The sequence below is a fragment of the Allobosea sp. P4_E12 genome, assembly GCF_056401655.1.
This window is the reverse complement of sequence record NZ_JBFUIY010000031.1, coordinates 61235-77195: the sequence shown is the minus strand read 5'-3', so window position 1 is coordinate 77195 and position 15961 is coordinate 61235. Positions and strand designations below refer to the sequence as shown.

17 protein-coding genes and 1 pseudogene are annotated in these 15961 nt (G+C 61.2%); 9 read left to right on the top strand and 9 right to left on the bottom strand.

Going from position 1 to position 15961, the window contains the following annotated elements; translation table 11 throughout:
* Positions 1-172, top strand: a 172-nt coding sequence (locus AC1DW9_RS28720; RefSeq protein WP_476776574.1) for a transposase, incomplete at its 5' end; no start/stop codon positions are given.
* 72 nt (positions 173-244) lie between these two features.
* Here the strand turns inward: AC1DW9_RS28720 and AC1DW9_RS28715 are convergent.
* Positions 245-853 (bottom strand): response regulator transcription factor, encoded by a 609-nt coding sequence (locus AC1DW9_RS28715; protein ID WP_476777526.1) that lies wholly within the window; start codon positions 851-853, stop codon positions 245-247.
* Between the two features lie 2104 nt (positions 854-2957).
* Here AC1DW9_RS28715 and AC1DW9_RS28710 point away from each other — a divergent pair.
* Positions 2958-3230, top strand: coding sequence for a hypothetical protein (locus tag AC1DW9_RS28710; protein WP_441509062.1), 273 nt, complete (start codon positions 2958-2960; stop codon positions 3228-3230).
* Between the two features lie 755 nt (positions 3231-3985).
* On the opposite strand, the gene mddA is transcribed toward AC1DW9_RS28710, so the two are convergent.
* The gene (mddA, locus tag AC1DW9_RS28705) at positions 3986-4795 is read right to left on the bottom strand and encodes a methanethiol S-methyltransferase (protein ID WP_441509063.1); all 810 of its coding nucleotides are present in this window, start codon (positions 4793-4795) and stop codon (positions 3986-3988) included.
* A 609-nt stretch (positions 4796-5404) separates the two neighbouring features.
* On the opposite strand from mddA, the gene AC1DW9_RS28700 reads away from it, so the two are divergent.
* Positions 5405-5833, top strand: a complete 429-nt coding sequence (locus AC1DW9_RS28700; RefSeq protein WP_441509064.1) for a CBS domain-containing protein — start codon at positions 5405-5407, stop codon at positions 5831-5833.
* A gap of 146 nt (positions 5834-5979) precedes the next feature.
* On the opposite strand, the gene AC1DW9_RS28695 is transcribed toward AC1DW9_RS28700, so the two are convergent.
* Positions 5980-6453, bottom strand: coding sequence for a Ros/MucR family transcriptional regulator (locus AC1DW9_RS28695; protein ID WP_441509065.1), 474 nt, complete (start codon positions 6451-6453; stop codon positions 5980-5982).
* Positions 6454-6694: 241 nt separating this feature from the next.
* On the opposite strand from AC1DW9_RS28695, the gene AC1DW9_RS28690 reads away from it, so the two are divergent.
* Positions 6695-6901 (top strand): cold-shock protein, encoded by a 207-nt coding sequence (locus tag AC1DW9_RS28690; RefSeq protein ID WP_441509066.1) that lies wholly within the window; start codon positions 6695-6697, stop codon positions 6899-6901.
* A gap of 66 nt (positions 6902-6967) precedes the next feature.
* Here AC1DW9_RS28690 and AC1DW9_RS28685 read toward each other — a convergent pair whose 3' ends face one another.
* On the bottom strand, positions 6968-7396 hold the full coding sequence (locus tag AC1DW9_RS28685; RefSeq protein ID WP_476776779.1) for a Ros/MucR family transcriptional regulator: 429 nt from the start codon (positions 7394-7396) through the stop codon (positions 6968-6970).
* A gap of 441 nt (positions 7397-7837) precedes the next feature.
* On the opposite strand from AC1DW9_RS28685, the gene AC1DW9_RS28680 reads away from it, so the two are divergent.
* Positions 7838-8503, top strand: coding sequence for a LuxR C-terminal-related transcriptional regulator (locus tag AC1DW9_RS28680; RefSeq protein ID WP_441509068.1), 666 nt, complete (start codon positions 7838-7840; stop codon positions 8501-8503).
* Between the two features lie 187 nt (positions 8504-8690).
* Here the strand turns inward: AC1DW9_RS28680 and AC1DW9_RS28675 are convergent.
* Positions 8691-9041 (bottom strand): annotated as a pseudogene (locus AC1DW9_RS28675) (hypothetical protein); the annotation flags it as partial.
* Between the two features lie 147 nt (positions 9042-9188).
* On the opposite strand from AC1DW9_RS28675, the gene tnpA reads away from it, so the two are divergent.
* The 4 genes from tnpA to AC1DW9_RS28655 are packed head-to-tail and all read left to right on the top strand — an operon-like array spanning position 9189 to position 11879.
* Positions 9189-9569: an IS66-like element accessory protein TnpA gene (gene tnpA, locus AC1DW9_RS28670; protein ID WP_476776778.1), complete on the top strand. Its 381-nt coding sequence runs from the start codon at positions 9189-9191 to the stop codon at positions 9567-9569.
* Positions 9566-9913, top strand: a complete 348-nt coding sequence (gene tnpB, locus AC1DW9_RS28665; protein WP_476776777.1) for an IS66 family insertion sequence element accessory protein TnpB — start codon at positions 9566-9568, stop codon at positions 9911-9913. Before tnpA ends, tnpB begins: the two co-directional genes overlap by 4 nt.
* A gap of 59 nt (positions 9914-9972) precedes the next feature.
* Positions 9973-11625: an IS66 family transposase gene (gene tnpC, locus AC1DW9_RS28660; protein WP_476776776.1), complete on the top strand. Its 1653-nt coding sequence runs from the start codon at positions 9973-9975 to the stop codon at positions 11623-11625.
* Between the two features lie 56 nt (positions 11626-11681).
* Entirely contained in the window at positions 11682-11879 is a 198-nt protein-coding gene (locus tag AC1DW9_RS28655; RefSeq protein ID WP_441493359.1) for a hypothetical protein, read from the top strand.
* Here AC1DW9_RS28655 and AC1DW9_RS28650 read toward each other — a convergent pair.
* Genes AC1DW9_RS28650 through AC1DW9_RS28635 form a run of 4 tightly spaced genes read right to left on the bottom strand, consistent with a single transcriptional unit; the run spans position 11846 to position 15921 of the window.
* Entirely contained in the window at positions 11846-12232 is a 387-nt protein-coding gene (locus AC1DW9_RS28650; RefSeq protein ID WP_476776775.1) for an oxygenase MpaB family protein, read from the bottom strand. The genes AC1DW9_RS28655 and AC1DW9_RS28650 overlap by 34 nt on opposite strands.
* A 52-nt stretch (positions 12233-12284) precedes the next feature.
* Positions 12285-14099: an ABC transporter ATP-binding protein gene (locus AC1DW9_RS28645; RefSeq protein WP_476855247.1), complete on the bottom strand. Its 1815-nt coding sequence runs from the start codon at positions 14097-14099 to the stop codon at positions 12285-12287.
* Entirely contained in the window at positions 14096-14986 is an 891-nt protein-coding gene (locus tag AC1DW9_RS28640) for an ABC transporter permease (RefSeq protein ID WP_441508075.1), read from the bottom strand. Before AC1DW9_RS28640 ends, AC1DW9_RS28645 begins: the two co-directional genes overlap by 4 nt.
* Positions 14983-15921, bottom strand: a complete 939-nt coding sequence (locus AC1DW9_RS28635) for an ABC transporter permease (RefSeq protein WP_441492575.1) — start codon at positions 15919-15921, stop codon at positions 14983-14985. Before AC1DW9_RS28635 ends, AC1DW9_RS28640 begins: the two co-directional genes overlap by 4 nt.
* Between the last annotated feature and the right edge of the window lie 40 nt (positions 15922-15961).

Sequence of the window (15961 nt, the reverse complement as noted above, 5' to 3'; positions counted from 1 at the left end):
CAGGAGCCGCTACCGCCTCAGGAAGCAGGTGGTCGAGCCGGTGTTCGGGCAGATCAAGCAAGCCAGAGGCTTCCGGCAGTTGCTCCTGCGCGGTCTCGATCAGGTCCGAGGCGAATGGGCAATGATCTGTACCGCTCACAACCTCCTGAAGCTTGCAAAAGCCTCAAGATGACGACCGGGCACCGAAATCTCCCGCCCAGCCTTCCCGTCATAATCGCCCCAAAATCGTTACTCGGACGGGCTCCTAGGAGATGAGACCAAGCTGCTCCGCGGTGAGCACAAGCTCGGCAATGGAGCGGGCGGCCATTTTATCCATCACATTTTTTCGGTGGGCCTTGACGGTACGAATGGTAGTCCCGAGGGCGTAGGCGATCTGCTTGTTCATCCGGCCACTCGCCACATGAGCGAAGACCTCGCGCTCCCGAGGGGTGAGACTGCTGAGTTTGACCGCTCGCGATACAGCACTATCGTCATGGTGTCTGGCGGCGCGACACCGCGCTAGAGCCCGGTCGATCGCATCGAAGAGCGCGGCCTTGGATACCGGTTTGGTCAGGAAATCTTCCGCGCCGGCCTTGATCGTGCGGACGCTGGTTGGAATGTCGCCGTGCCCCGTCAGGAAAATAACAGGCAATCGTGAACCGGCTTCCTTCAGGCGGAGTTGCAGATCAGGACCACTGATGTCCCGAATTTCCACATCGAGCAGAATGCAGCCATCAGTCTTGTTATCGGGAAGCTGGTTCAAGATCTCGGCTCCCGTTCCGTATGACTTCGTCCGAAATCCGGAGGACTCGAGCAGGAGAATCATTGCGTTTCTGAAGGAAATGTCGTCTATTAGATAAATACTGGCTGGCATCGCGCGCTTCATGTCTTCAAGGCCGGCAGGTAGATGTGAATCGTAAGGCGACACCGGCCGGCTGCCATATCGGCCCGCTATTCACGAGAATGTTCTTCTTGCCTATCTTCAGTCGAGTCACATGCCGTCTGCCTTCGCGCGGTAATACTCATCGAAAACCTTTAGCGGCGGTTGCCTGGCCCGGTGATGATGGTTCAATCCACAAGGCCGCTTTAGCCGCGGACACGTCTGCGCTAAACGAGCGAGAACTTTCTGGCTGCGGGGTGCTCGATCGACTGGACCGTCCATAAGGTGACGAATGCCAGCCGACTCGCTTTGATCCATCGTAACGGCCCCCATGTCGAACGTTTCGTCGCGATCACTATCGAAAAGAGTTGCGCCCGCGGGAGTAATTAACTGGAGGCTACGCCCGCCGAGTGACCACAAACGACGCGTGCGGGTCAGTGATCTTGGTTGGCAGAGGCGGGGCTTGTCCCGGGTTGAACTGCACATGGGCGACTGGCGGCCTCGTACGGGCGTAATCTCCCGTTCGCTACTCCCGTTCCCCTAGGATTTGTGGACACTTACCTGATCCATAGGGCCATGGCGGTGATTGTGACGACGGCGAGGGAGTGTCTGGGCGTCTTTTCGAAACGCGTCGCCAGGATGGCGCAGGCGCTTGATGAGGTGAGGGCCGCGACGCTTGCCCATTTGCCGCCCACCAGTCTCTCCGCGACGGAAAGCCTTCGCTTCGTTGTTGCTGCCACGGACGGCCCGGAGATCAACGCAGCCATGCGATCTTCCGGACGGGCAAGGCTTGATCCTGTCTCTTGACCAGGCGGCCTACCGAGATCACCAAACGGCATTGCACGACCTCGCCATGACACGCTTCGACGGCAGGAGCCGGGGTAGCGGATAAGCTGACACTGATCCAAGGCTCCCCGGTACCCTTCCCTAAGGTGACACTGCCGGGTGCAGAAGATCCCGTAGCGTCAGCCGCAAGCAAGCCGAAGTTTTCGTCATGCGCAGGCAAGGCGATCGGCATTTTCTTGTTGGAACAGCGTATCTCGCGATTCTCGGTCGACTGGATTGGCGTTATAGGGTCGGCGGCCGTCGCCACAGAGTGACGCTACTGATTAAGCACCTTGTCGCCCCGTCGTTGCGAGACACCCCGACGGGGCGGAATCTTCCATCTGGTGAGAAACGCGCAAAGTCGGGGCCGCCACCCGCCGTGCTCACGTGTTCTTTTGAATCATTTAGGCCGATGTCTGAGAGGACGTGCGGCCATGGCTCCGAGCGGATGGTGATGTATTCGCTACTGGGGGTGCCAGTTGCACTCAAATCACCCTCCAACGCATGCGGTTGAGGAACGGACTTTTGTTTCAGCGTCAGTCGAACTTCACCGACTTGTACTGGCTTTCGATCCACGGCGAACCTTGCTGTCGGCGTTGCAGGGGTACGTCCTCATCCGCAATGATGAGATCGTCTCCTTCGCCATGTGTCGGCCGTTCGGGCGAGGGCACGTTATCGGCCCGGTCGTCGCTGCGCCGAGGACGATGCGATCGCCGTCTCCCGCCCGCTTGTTGAGGCCCAGGCTGGAAGGTTCCTGCGCGCCGACACTCCCGCCTCCAACACCGCCCTCTCGAACTTCCTGGTCGCGAGCGTGAGGGAAGTGTAGCGGACGGGGGTGGCCGACTACTTCCCACACGGCGGCACAGGCGACACCCCGCGGAATGTCACTGCGATGCTGGCCCTGGCCGATGCAGCCAATCTCGGTCGGAAGCGGACGCGACGCGTACCTCGCCTCGGGCGCTCCATCTCGTGGCGCTCTTTAAAGGCCCTTCTCAAGGCGACGATATCCAGAGTTCTAAGTCGACTGGATTGGTCAGGAGAACCGTCGAAGCCCCGGCACACGGGCTTTCTGCGAACCCGGCAAATCCTGCTTAACTACGATGCCGCATCGAACGCACAAATTGTGGGTCGCACTGCAAAGTACATTTGAGGTAATTGGCATTCAGTGTCAGTATTTGCCATCGAAATGGTGATACTCGACGTCGTTCCTGCCTTCCGCCGTAGCCGATGCGTTCCTTACCTATGTCTTCTGGTGGGTTCACGAGGGCGTTCCATGTCGGCTCAAGAACGCGGGCTTGCCCGTCTCATGCTTAGGCTTCCCGCGTTCCGCAATCGCTTCGGGCAAATGCAAGTCCTGCAATTTCGCGGCCTCTGCGAGGAGTACGACGTCGTCTGGGAGGTGATCACCCGGTGGTCCCAGGATCAACGCTGCGTGATGTTTAGCTTAGACGATTACTGCCGCCTCGCGACCTCGATCGAGAGCGATGCCATCGCGATGGCCGAGGCTGTTCCGGATCCCGGCACCATCGGCATCCTTGGAGTGTGACAGCCAGGGCCCGCCAACGCCAGGATGGTGCGGGCGCTTGATGAGGTGAGGCCGCGGCGATCGCCCACCAGGCTCTCCGCGACGAAAAGCCTTCGCCTCGTCATTGCCGCCACGGACGGACCGGAGATCAACGCAGCCAGGCACATCTTTCGGAGGGGCAAGGCATGATCCTGTCCTTGCTTGACCACGACCTCGCCATGCAATGCTTCGAGCGGGAGCCGGGTAGCGGTTAAGCCGACACATCTCCAAGGCCTCCCGGCGACCTCCCCAGGTTCGGCCCGGATCAGACGCCGTAGAGCCAATGTCGGCTTCGAGTTTACCTATGAGAGCTTCTGGGTCCCGATGACCGAGTGCTGGCTCAGCGTTGACGAGGACGCCCACGAGCGTGACATCGACAACTGGCACTGATCGCCAATCTCAAATGCGGATCCTTCGGCTAAACGCACCGTAGGTGCCGCGGTGCCGCAGATCGTAGTGCCGGCGTTGACGCCGGCTGTCATCCTTCGTGTGCACGAAGACAGCCACGACAAGGAGAGCCGAGAGCCCAATGAGGGCGTAAAGCATGGCGGTGACGCTCATTTTTCCCCAGACCCAAAGCAACATAAGCCGCGTTGCAATGATCTCCCGAGTCAAACCCGCTGCCAAGCGGAAAGACCCCGATTACCCCTCGTTATACACTCCCTGAGAAACCCGCTGAAATCGCGAGTTTCCTTTCTGGCACTCGGAAAACCCGGCGTCCGGATTGATGCCTATGATCAGGGCGAACGTGAGGGCGGCTGAGCCGACCACGTCGTGTCATTTGTGCGGGGCGATGCTGGATTGCGTTGCGCCGAACGGATTTGGCCCCAAAGCGGCAGGAGCATCGCGACGCGCTCGCGGTAGCGCCTGTAGTCGTCGCCGAACAACGCGATCAGGTCGCGCTCTTCCAGCATGATGCCAACCAATATGTAGGCCGTCGTCCCTGCCGCGAAGAGCAAATGGCCCTGGCTCATGACGGGAGTAGCCCAGAAGGCGATGATGAAGCCGAGATAGATCGGATGCCGAACAAGCTTGTACAGACCCGGCGTCCTGAATTCGGCCTCCGGCATCCTACGGTCGGCGAAACGCACGAATACCTGCTTCAGCCCAAACAGCTCGAAATGACTGAACATGAAGGTCGAGAGCAGGACGAACAGCCATCCGAACTGGGAGAGCGCGATCAGAGTGGCCGCCAGCGTCGGATTGGTCACGCTCCAGACGCTCTCCGGCAGGGGCCGCCATTGCCACAGCAGGAGCGCAAGGGCCACCGTTGCGAGCAGCACATAAGTGGGCCGCTCCAACGTGGGATCGATCCAGCCGAGCCACCAGCGCTTGAACCCTGGACGGGCCATGACGCTATGCTGGATCGCAAAGAGCGACAGCAATGCGAAGTTGACCAGGAGTGCCTGCGCAGCCGGCGTTGACGGCCCGTCGTCGATACCCTTCGGCACAAGAAACCCGCCGACGAAACCGATCGCATAAACAAAGGTCAGGAAGAAGAACGCGTATGACAGGAGGCCATAGAGAAGGATCGCGGTCTTGCGCATGGCTGGTACCTCGGTTGACGCGACGTCGCAGTCGGCCGGTGTCGCGGTAAAGCGCGGTGAAGATGTTCGGATATGGCGTGATGTCCGATTGACCTTGGGTCCTTAGCGATCTGTCTCCACAGCGTTGTCCGGCGTGATATTCGACGATCCGCAGTGTGACTGTGATGGAAGTCACATGCAGCAAAGGGACTCCCCCAAGCTCAGGGATGGCGTGGCATGCCTCGATGCTGCCTAGCGGCAAGGCCGGTGGAAGTTGCCGTTTCGCTTGCTGCGCTGGCGCCGGCGCCGAGCGGTTCGGCGAGTTCGCATCTCTCGATCACGACAACTTCGTGCCCATCACGTGCGTCCGAGTTCGTTGCGGGAGCCGCGGTGCATGGTTTCCCCAGACGAAGTCAGGCGATCAGGATCGCGCGGGTCGTTGACATTGGTCAGCGTTGGCCTTCGGACGAGGTCTCCGAGGGGGCCGAAATAGGAATAGGGGCGGTTGCCGAGGATAGCGGCGGCATGGATTCCGCCGGCACGATCGCGCCGGCGCAGGTGACGAAGTCAACTGGAACGGTACCGGCACCGGAGCGTTGAACCCTCACGTCGAAGAGAGGAGTCATTGATATGAAGGTATCCGAAGCGATGACCCGAGGGGCTCATATCGCCCGCCCGGACGAGACCTTGCAGGCGGTATCTCGCCGTATGGCCGAAGAGGATATTGGCTTCCTACCCGTCGGCGACGTCGATCGATTGGTCGGCACGATCACCGACCGCGATATTGTTGTGCGGGCTCTTGCCGAGGGGCGTGATGGGTTGGCCCTGGTTCGCGACGTGATGACGCGCGATGTCAAATACTGCTTCGAGGATGAGGAGATGGACCACGTCATCCACAATATGGGGGACAACCAAATCCGACGCCTTCCCGTTGTCGATCGCAACAAGCGGCTCGTCGGCGTGGTCTCGCTTGCTGACGGCGCGCTCAAGGACAGCCCGGAAACCGCCGGAGACGCCCTAACAGACATCGTGGAGCCTGCAGGGCGCCCAGCGGCATAGTCCGCGGCGATTGTGAGATGGCGCGGCGAAGCTGGCCTGCTTGCCTCCTACTACGGCTCAGTTGAAGTCCTGAACCGTAGCGGTCTCTTGCGACCTGGTTGGCGCTCGATACGATTGCCATGTTGGCACAGGATTGGTCTCAGGGCTTAGCCAGCGACCTTCTTGCGCGTAGCTCGCTTCGCACGCACGGGCTTCTCGGGAGCGGCCGCCGGAACCGGCTTGGCCTTGCGCCCCAAGCCAGAAGCCTTTGCGAGCTTCGCCCGAGCTTCCGAATAGTTGGGTGCGACCATCGGATAGTCGGAGGGTAGCCCCCATTTTGCGCGGTACTGTTCAGGCGTGAGATTGTAGGCCGTGCCCAGATGGCGCCTGAGGGATTTAAATGCCTTGCCATCTTCGAGGCAGATGATGGCGTCCGGCGTGACCGATTTCTTGATCGAAACCGCCGGCACAAGCGCGATAGGTACAGGCGGAGCTTCGGGTTTGGCTCCGAGCTGCGTGAGAGCGGAATGAGTGCTCGAAATTAGCGCAACAAGGTCCGCGGGAGGAACATTGTTGTGGGCGACGTAGGCCGAAACAACCATTACCGTTAGATCAACTACATTGTCATTTTCTTCGCGCATGGTTCTTCCTGAAATAAAAGCCTGCTTTAACCGCGTACCTAACCTATGTTCTCCCCAAAATGCAATGTTCATTTCGCGGCTGAGCGGTCATCGAACGTGTTCTTTCGATAGCAATCGCGGTTCACGGCTAGATGAAGCAATTCGGAGGAGGAGATGACCGTCTCTTACAATGCCGCCTTGCATAATTCGGATTCTACCCTACGCTTTGGTGGGACGCGTCACTAAAGCTATGGAAACCAATATGGCGACTGGAACGGTCAAGTGGTATAACGAAACCAAGGGTTATGGGTTCATTACGCCGGATGTCGGAGGTAAAGATGTCTTCGTCCATGCAACGGCCTTGGAGCGGGCTGGTCTTCGAGGGTTAGCAGAAGGTCAGAAGATTACGTATGACGTTGAAGCGGACCGCCGCAGTGGCAAAGAATCTGCGGCTAATCTTAAGGTCTGAGATATCAAGCCGCCCACATCAGTGGGCGGATTTTCTTTTGACGAATCGTCCAATTTCTAAGGGCCATCATGCAGCCCGCGAGCGCATCCGCCTTTGCTGACCAAGGCCCATCTTCTTGGCAAGTTGCGACCGAGCCTCGGCATAGGCTGGGGCTACCATCGGATAGTCCGGGGGAAGGCCCCACATCTTCCGATAGTCGTCGGGAGTAAGATTGTAAGCCGTCCGCAGATGACGCTTGAGACTCTTGAACCTCCGTCCATCATTCAGGCAGATCAGATAATCTGGCGCGATTGATTTCTTTATTGAAACGGCGGGCTCGCGCTTCTCTTCAACGGGAGCGGCAACCTCAGGCGACACCAGCTTCCCTAGCGATTGGTGGACCTTCGCGATCAAGTCCGGCAGTTCAGTTGCGGGCACCGAATTGTGACTTACGAAAGCCGAAACAATATCCGATGTTAATTCGACGAAATTCGGAGTTCCAGTGTCCTGATCCATGTCTGGTATCCTTCACGCTAAATTTCTGAGCGCTCCACTCGCGTTCTGAGTGACTACGAAAACGAAGAACGATTACGATACATCTCGTGTCCCTAGGTCATAAATTCAATACAGCGATCGGTTCATATTTGCCTTGGGATCAGTCCGAAGTATGGCGGGCTGCTGAGCCGAGACACGCTAGAGGCTTCTGCCCGGAAACTCGCACGGTACACTCGACCGCAGCAGGCAAAACACGAACTCAACGGCTCGGGGCTTCACATCGAGAGCCTTGGACGCCATTCGCTCAGGCTCCGGAAACGCGAATTACACGAATGTCCTAGAGTTAGATCTGATGCTAAGTGATGCCTTTAGAGATATTTCGATTTTCGAAGCATTTACAAAAAGCGGTGGCTACGCAAACATCCGGGTCGGCCTGGGGAGGTAGTACGGGGTTCTAAAACCATGCCGGAGCGTTTGATTGCTATCGTCGACGATCATCCACTGCTGATGGAGGGTATTGGTGCGCTGCTGAAGCGTTGGGGCGGTTTCACCCTCGCCGCGACAGGAAATGTCGCGGACGACATCGTGTTGATCGCCAAAAGCCACCACCCCGATCAGATGATTGTCGATCTCAACATGGCGGGAGATGTTTTTCAGGCAATCTCAGATGCGTTGAAGTTCGCTCCCGAGACGAAGATCATTGTGTTCACAGCCTCGACAAATGCGGATGATGCAATCAGGGCCTTGGATATGGGGGCCAGGGGCTATGTCCTGAAGGGGAGCCCCGGAGAGGATCTCTTCCAGGCTCTAGGGGCGACGCAGCAGGGCGATGTGTATGTTACACCAGCCTTTGCAACCAAGGTAATTGGTGCCTTGCAGGATAAGGCTCTGCAACGACAGAAGGCGATCAGCAACAGACTAAGCGTTCGGGAGGAGCAGATTGTAAAATTGCTCCTGCTCGGGAAGAAGAACAGCGAGATCGCCCATGAGCTTTCGCTCAGCGATAAGACCGTCAAGGGCTACATGACCAATTTGATGGCGAAGCTGAACGCCCGCAATCGTCTTGAGGTCGTCATTACGGCGCAGAAGCTGAATGCCGCAGCGAATATTCCGGGCACAAGAGGATAGGAAACGTGGCGTCCATGTTGCCTCCAGCGGCTGGATTTGGCGTCACGGTTGCTTGCGAGAATGCGTCATGGCCGACATGGCCCCTGCTTCAAAGCCCACGCCTTCTGCGATGGCCTGCGCCAGATCGGAGCCAGGGCCCTACACAGCAAGGACCAACCGAAAAGGGCAATCTGTTGACGCCCCACACCTAGCGATAAAGGAAGAAAGGATCGCGGCCCATTCGAATGGAAGCCTGCACGGGAGGTGCAGCGGTAATGGGGGTTCGATCGGCAATTCGCCCTACCAGTTTAACGAATCTAAGCTGGAGGTGTGTGAGGCGACGGTGATCCAGTTCCAGCGTCTCGCGCAGTTTCGAGGGAATAAGCTCGAAAGCGGCACGGATCATGATGTGTTGTATCGGACGCAAGGGCCTCGGGATGAGCGGCGCTTGCATCATTAAATCCAGGAATTCTTCAAGGACATCCGCGTGCGTCAGCGTGGGCTCGACCTCAGCAAGCATCACGCGCCACGCCTCAAGCGATCTGGGAACTCCCTTGGCGCCGTAGAGCCGGCTCGGCTCCTTCGGTGAAAGCGCGTGAGAAGTCTTCGGGCGTCAGCGGCGCGACAAAGGTAGCCCTTCGGCGTGGGCCGCCTTGCGGTGGCGCGTGCTGAGTGAAGAAATAGGCGTATGGATAGTCATACGCCTATGCCGAAGCTCTCTCGGCTTGAAGTGATCACGACGGGATCGCGGCGGCGGTGGACGCCGGAAGAGAAGCTCCGGATCGTCGCGGAGAGTTATTCTGGTCACCGAGCGGCATCTTCGACGGCTCGGCGGCATGGACTGTCGAGCAGCCAGCTTTTCGCCTGGCGCAAGCTGGCCCGTGCAGGCCGCCTATCGGAGATAGACGAGCCAGGCTTCGCGGCGGCGATCATTGTCCCGGAGGCGGCTGCGGCGCTGGAGCGGTCGGCTTGTTGGGCTGGAGCCGGACGTATGGAAATCATCATTGACGACGTGCGCATCCTCGTCGATGCGAGCGTCGATGGTGCAGCCTTGGCCCGCGTGGTCGCTGTCATTGGGCGGCGATGATCCCGGTTCCGTCGAACCTGCGGGTGTGGTTGTCGGTCGGCCGGACCGACATGCGCCGGGGGATGACGGGGCTGGCGCTTCAGGTTCAGGAGGCGCTGGGCCGGGACCCGCACGCTGGCGATTTGTACGTCTTCAGAGGCGCCAGGGGCGATCTGATCAAGATCCTTTGGCACGACGGCCTGGGCATGTCGCTCTATGCGAAGCGGCTGGAGAAGGGCCGCTTTATCTGGCCGTCGCCGGCCGACGGCGTGGTCGCAATCTCGGCGTCGCAGCTGGCCTATATGCTCGACGGTATCGACTGGCGGAACCCGCGGCACAGCTGGCGGCCAAGCAGCGCCGGATAAGGTCGGGACGCTTCATTTTTTAGGAGTCAGCGGGTGGGATTCATGATTCACTTCTTGTCGTGGACGCCGCTCTTGCCGACCTGCCGGACGATATCAACGCGCTGAAAGCGGCGCTGACGATCGAGCGCGCGAAGACGCGGGACGTGGCCGCGGACCTGGCGGTGGCGCGCGCGCAGGCGTCCGAAGATCTGGCCTTGATCGCCCATCAAAAGTTGCGGATCGCCAAGCTGGAGCGGCAGATCTACGGCCCTCGCTCCGAACGGTCGCAACGGCTCATCGACCAGTTGGCGCTGCAGTTCGAGGAACTGGAAGCGAGTGCCACCGAGGATGAGCTGGCTGCGGAAATTGCCGTGGCCAAGGCCACGGTTGTGGCAGGGTTCACCCGCAAGCGCCCCGAACGGAACACCTTCCCCGATCACCTGCCGCGCGAGCGTGTGGTGATCGATCCTCCGACGGCATGCGACTGCTGTGGCGGAACCCGACTGCGCAAGCTGGGCGAGGATGTAACCCGGACTCTGGAAGCGGTCCCCCGCCAATGGAAGGTGATCGAAACCGTGCGGGAGAAGTTCACCTGCCGGGATTGCGAGAAGGTCAGCCAGGCGCCGGCCCCCTTCCACGTGATCCCCAGGGGATGGGCCGGCGCCAACCTGCTGGCGATGATCCTGTTCGAGAAGTTCGGCCAGCATCAGCCCTTGAACCGACAGGCCGAGCGCTATGCCCTGGAAGGCGTACCGGTCAGCCTCTCGACCATGGCCGACGCCGTGGGGTCGGGCTGCGCGGCACTCGACCCGGTTCTGAGGCGGGTTGAAGCGCATGTCATGGCGGCTGAACGCCTGCATGGCGATGACACCACCGTGCCGGTTCTGGCCAAAGGCAAGACCGATACTGGACGATGTTGGGTCTACGTCCGCGATGACAGGCCGTTCGGTGGGGCATCGCCGCCGGCGGCGATGTTCTATTACTCCCGCGACCGCAAGGGCGAGCATCCCCAAACCCATCTGGCCGGATATACCGGGCTGTTCCAGGCCGACGCCTTCGATGGGTATCGCCAGCTCTATCTGCCTGAGCGAAGTCCCGGGCGGATCCTGGAAGCAGGGTGCTGGGTTCACGCCAGGCGCCCGTTCTTCGCCATGGCCGATCTTGAGGAGAACGCCCGGCGGCAGGCTGCGGGCAAGAAGACGATCGCCCTCTCTCCCCTTGCGGTCGAGGTCGTGCGCCGCATCGACGCCCTGTTCGAGATCGAGCGGCCGATCAACGGCAAGAGTGCGCAGGAGCGCGGGACAGTTCGCCAGGACCTGAGCAAGCCGCTTGTCGATGCGCTTGCGGTCTACATGCGCGAACAGCGTGCCAAGCTCTCCCGCGGCCACGACCTCGCCAGGGCCATCGATTATATCCTCAAGCGCTGGGCAGCCTTCACCCTGTTCCTGGATGACGGGCGGGTGTGTTTGTCGAACAATGCAGCCGAGCGCGCGCTGCGCGGCATCGCTCTTGGAAGAAAATCATGGATGTTCTGCGGGTCAGACCGGGGAGGTCAACGCGCTGCCGCCATGTACAGCCTCATCGTCACGGCCAAGATGAACGACGTCGATCCTCAGGCCTGGCTCGCCGACGTTCTGGCCAGGATCGCCACGCATCCAGCTCATCGGATCGACGACTTGCTGCCCTGGAACTGGATGCCCAAAGCATCCGCCATCGCTGCGGCGGCGGCCTGACATTGGCCCCGGTTAACAAGGTCCACCATGTCCATACCATTGCCCGCGTCGCCGAAATGCTCGGTGAGGACGAGGACTGGCTGTGGGACGTGGCCAATGAAATGGACCAGGAGGACGGCGTGGTCTGGGTCTATGGGCCAGGCGATGACAGCGTCATGGCGTTCACAGACTTCGGCATCGAGACGCTCAAAGGCCTCGCCGAAATCTACAAAGCCAATCCTCACCTGCTCACAAGATCGGACGACCCGAAATAGCCGTACTGCGGCCTACGCCGCATGGTTACGTGACACCCTGCACTCGATCGTGAGCACGGACCACACCTGCGATCATGTTTTCTGCCGCTTGGCGGGGACCGTAGACCGTCGTCATCGCTGCCGCGCCTGTTCTGGCGCTTCACGGGGTCGATGCGGAATGAGCTGTGCCCCCATACCCCCGCTCGTACGGATGGCTCGGCCAATTCGAGGATAACCGCAGCAATGCCTCCTATGAAAAGCGAGACCGGATTCTTGAAAACGCGCCAGGTTACGGAGTCAGGCGAAACGAGCCCAGCCTCCCCGGCAGGCTTAGAGCAATCGAAGTGAAAGAGCCGCTGGCTGCGGGTCGCCAAGACCTGATCTCACGTGGTCTTGATCTCGTGATCGGAAAGCGCGCGAATCGCTTCACAATGCCTGCCTGACGAAATGGCCGGGAGCCGTCTCCACCAGCGCTTGTCTTGGCGCGGACCAGTCCAGGGCACGGATCGGGCTTGGGATCTCGTCCACCGCGAGTTCGCGGCGCAGGCTGCGCCGGGTCGGATCCGGCACCGGCACCGCCGAGAGCAGCTTGCGAGTGTAGGGATGCTGCGGGTCGGAGAACACCGCTTCACGTGGGCCGAGCTCGACGATTTCGCCGAGATACATCACCGCGACCCGGTGGCTGACGCGCTCGACCACGGCCATGTCATGCGAAATGAAGAGGTAGGCGAGGCCGAACTCGGCCTGCAGGTCGAGCATCAGGTTGAGCACCTGGGCCTTCACCGAGACGTCGAGCGCCGAGACCGCCTCATCCGCCACCACCAGCTTGGGCGAGAGTGCCAGCGCGCGTGCAATCGCGATGCGCTGGCGCTGACCACCGGAGAATTCATGCGGGAAGCGCACCCCCATCTCGGGCGTCAATCCGACCCGGCGCAAGAGGTCCGCGACGCGCTCCTGCGCTTCAGTGCCCTTGGCAAGGCCATGGACCAGGATCGGCTCCGCCAGCGCGCTGCCGACGCTCTTGCGTGGGTTCAGGCTGGCGAAGGGGTCCTGGAAGATCATCTGCATGCTGCGGCGGACATCGAGCAAATCGGCCTTGCCAAGCTTGGTGACATCGCGGCCACCGAAGCGCACCGTGCCCGCCGAAGGTTCGATCAGCCGCAGGATCGAGCGCCCGGTCGTCGATTTGCCACAGCCGGATTCACCGACCAGCGCGAGCGTTTCGCCACGTTGCAAGGTGAAGGAGACGCCCTCGACCGCATGCACCCGGCCACGCAGCCGCCCGAGCACGCCGCCGCGAATGCCGAAGCGCGTCGTCAGCCCTGAGACCTCGAGCAGCGGAGCCTCATCTACCTTGACCGTATCCGCGGCTTCGACCGGCTGGCCACGCACCTCGCCATTGTCCGGGTCGATCCGGGGAAAGCGCAACGGGAGGCCGTGCCCCAGCATGTCGCCGAGCCTGGGCACGGCGGCGAGCAACGCCTTGGTGTAGCCGTGGACGGGCGACTTGAAGACCTGAGCCGAGGGCGCGTCCTCGAGCTTGCGCCCCTTCCACATCACCACGACGCGGTCGGCAATCTCGGCGACCACACCCATGTCATGGGTGATGAAGAGGACAGACATGCCCTCTTCATCCTGCAGCGTCTTGATCAGCTCGAGGATCTGCGCCTGGATCGTGACGTCGAGCGCTGTCGTCGGCTCGTCGGCGATCAGGAGCTTTGGCTTGCAGGCGAGCGCCGTCGCGATCATCACGCGCTGGCGCATGCCACCGGAGAGCTGGTGCGGGTAGTTGCTGAAACGGGCCTTCGCGGAGGGAATCCGCACCCGCTCCAGCATCCGCAACGCCTCGGCCTCGGCCGCCGCCCTGTCGAGCCCGCGATGGTAGCGCAGCGCCTCGGCAATCTGGAATCCGACGGTGAGCACCGGATTCAGGCTCGTCATCGGCTCCTGGAAGATCATCGCGACATCATTGCCGCGAACCTTGCGCATCTCCTCTTCCGGCAGCGCCAGCAGGTCGCGCCCCTCGAGCGCGATCCGGCCTTCGATCCGGCCGTTGGCAGCCGAGACCAGGCGCATAATCGAGAGCGCGGTGACGCTCTTGCCGGAGCCGGATTCTCCGACGATCGCAACCGTCTGGCCCGGTGCCACGTCGAAGCTCAGATCTTCGACGGCCCAGCGCCATTGCCCGCCGATGCGGAAGGCGGTCTGCAGGTTCTGGACAGAAAGGACAGGTGCGCTCATCGCTCGCCCTTCAGCTTGGGATCGATGGCGTCGCGCAGACCGTCCCCGAGGATATTGAGCGCGAAGACGATGATCAGGATGGCGAGGCTCGGGGCCAGGACCAGCCAATAGCTGTCGAGGATGTTCTCGAAGCCCTCGCGGATCATCCCGCCCCAGGTAGCAGTCGGCGGTTTGACGCCAAGCCCGATAAAGGCAAGCGACGCTTCGGTCCGGATGGCGTTGGCGAGCCAGAGCGAGGCCATCACCAGGATCTCCGGGAAAATATTGGGCAGGATATGCCTGGTCATGATCCGCGCATCGGAGAAGGCGAGCGCGCGGCCGGCCTCGATATAGTCACGCTCCTTCACCGAGATAGTCGGCGCGCGGGCGATCCGCGCGAAGGAGGGGATCGAGGTCAGCGCGATCGCGATGGTGATGTTCTCCATCGAGGGGCCGAGCATGGCGACCAAGATTAGCCCGAGGATCAGCGAGGGGAAAGCGAGCAGGATATCCATTGCCTGCATCACGACCACGTCGAAGCGCCCGCCATACCAGCCCGCGAGGATGCCGATCAGCGAACCGGCGAGCATGGCGATGACGGTCGACGCAATCCCGATCACCAGCGAGATCCGGGCGCCGTAGAGCAGGCGCGAGAGGATGTCGCGCCCGAAATAGTCGGTCCCGAGATAGTAGTTCTCATGGGGCGGCTGCAGCCGCGACAGGATGTTCTGCTCCAGCGGATCATGCGGCGCGATCACCGGCGCCAGCAGGGCAGCCAGGATCACGGCAACGACGATGACGAGGCCGACCCAGGAGGTCTTGTTGGCGTTGAAGGCGCTGATGGTCGCCTTGAGCCAACGCAAGCGCGGCGGGGTCACCGGCGCGGCATCGTGGACTGAGGTGCTCATGACAGCTTCACCCTGGGGTCGGCGAGGGCATAGGTCAGGTCGGTCGCGATGTTCACCAACACGACGATCAGCGTGTAGATCACCATCATGCCCTGCAGCATCGTGTAGTCGCGCTGGTTCAGCGCCCCGACGATGAGCTTGCCCAGACCAGGCCGGTTGAAGACGATCTCGGTCAGTACCGAATTACCGATCAGGATGCCGAGGTAGAGGCCGACGATCGTGATGATCGGGATCAGTGCGTTGCGCAGGGCATGGCGCCAGACGACGACACCCCAGGGGACTCCCTTGGCACGGGCGCTGCGGACATAGTCCTCCTGCATCACTTCAAGCATCGCGGAGCGGGCGACGCGCGTGATGTAGGCGGCCATGATCAGGCCGAGATTGAGCGCCGGCAGCGCCATCGCCTGGAACCAGGCGGAGGCGGAGCCCTGCCCTGCGCTGATCACCGGGAACCAGCGCAGCATGATCGAGAAGACGATCAGCAGGATGATCGCCGAGACGAAGGGCGGGAAGGACAGGCCGAGCAGCGAGACGATTCGGGTCACATAGTCGGGCATGCGGTTGCGGTTGATCGCCGCCCAGACGCCGAGCGGCACCCCGATGACAATGCCGATCGCCATCGAAACGATCGTCAGCTCGATTGTCCAGGGCAGGACGGCGAGGATCTCCTGGATCACCGGACGGCCGGTCACGAGCGAGACGCCCCAATCCCCCCTGAGGGCGCCGGAGAGGAAGGTCCAGTATTGTTCGACGATCGGCGCGTCGAGCCCGAGCCGCGTGCGCATCGCGGCAATTGCGGTGGCATCCGCCTGATCGCCGAGGATGACCTGCGCCGGATCGCCCGGCACGATCCTAACGACGACGAAGACGAGGGAGAGCACTGCCCAGAGCGTGACGACCGCGAAGCCGAGGCGTTTGACGAGGAAGGCGCTCATGCTGCCGCCATGCCTGACACAAGGGAAGACCCGGATGCGG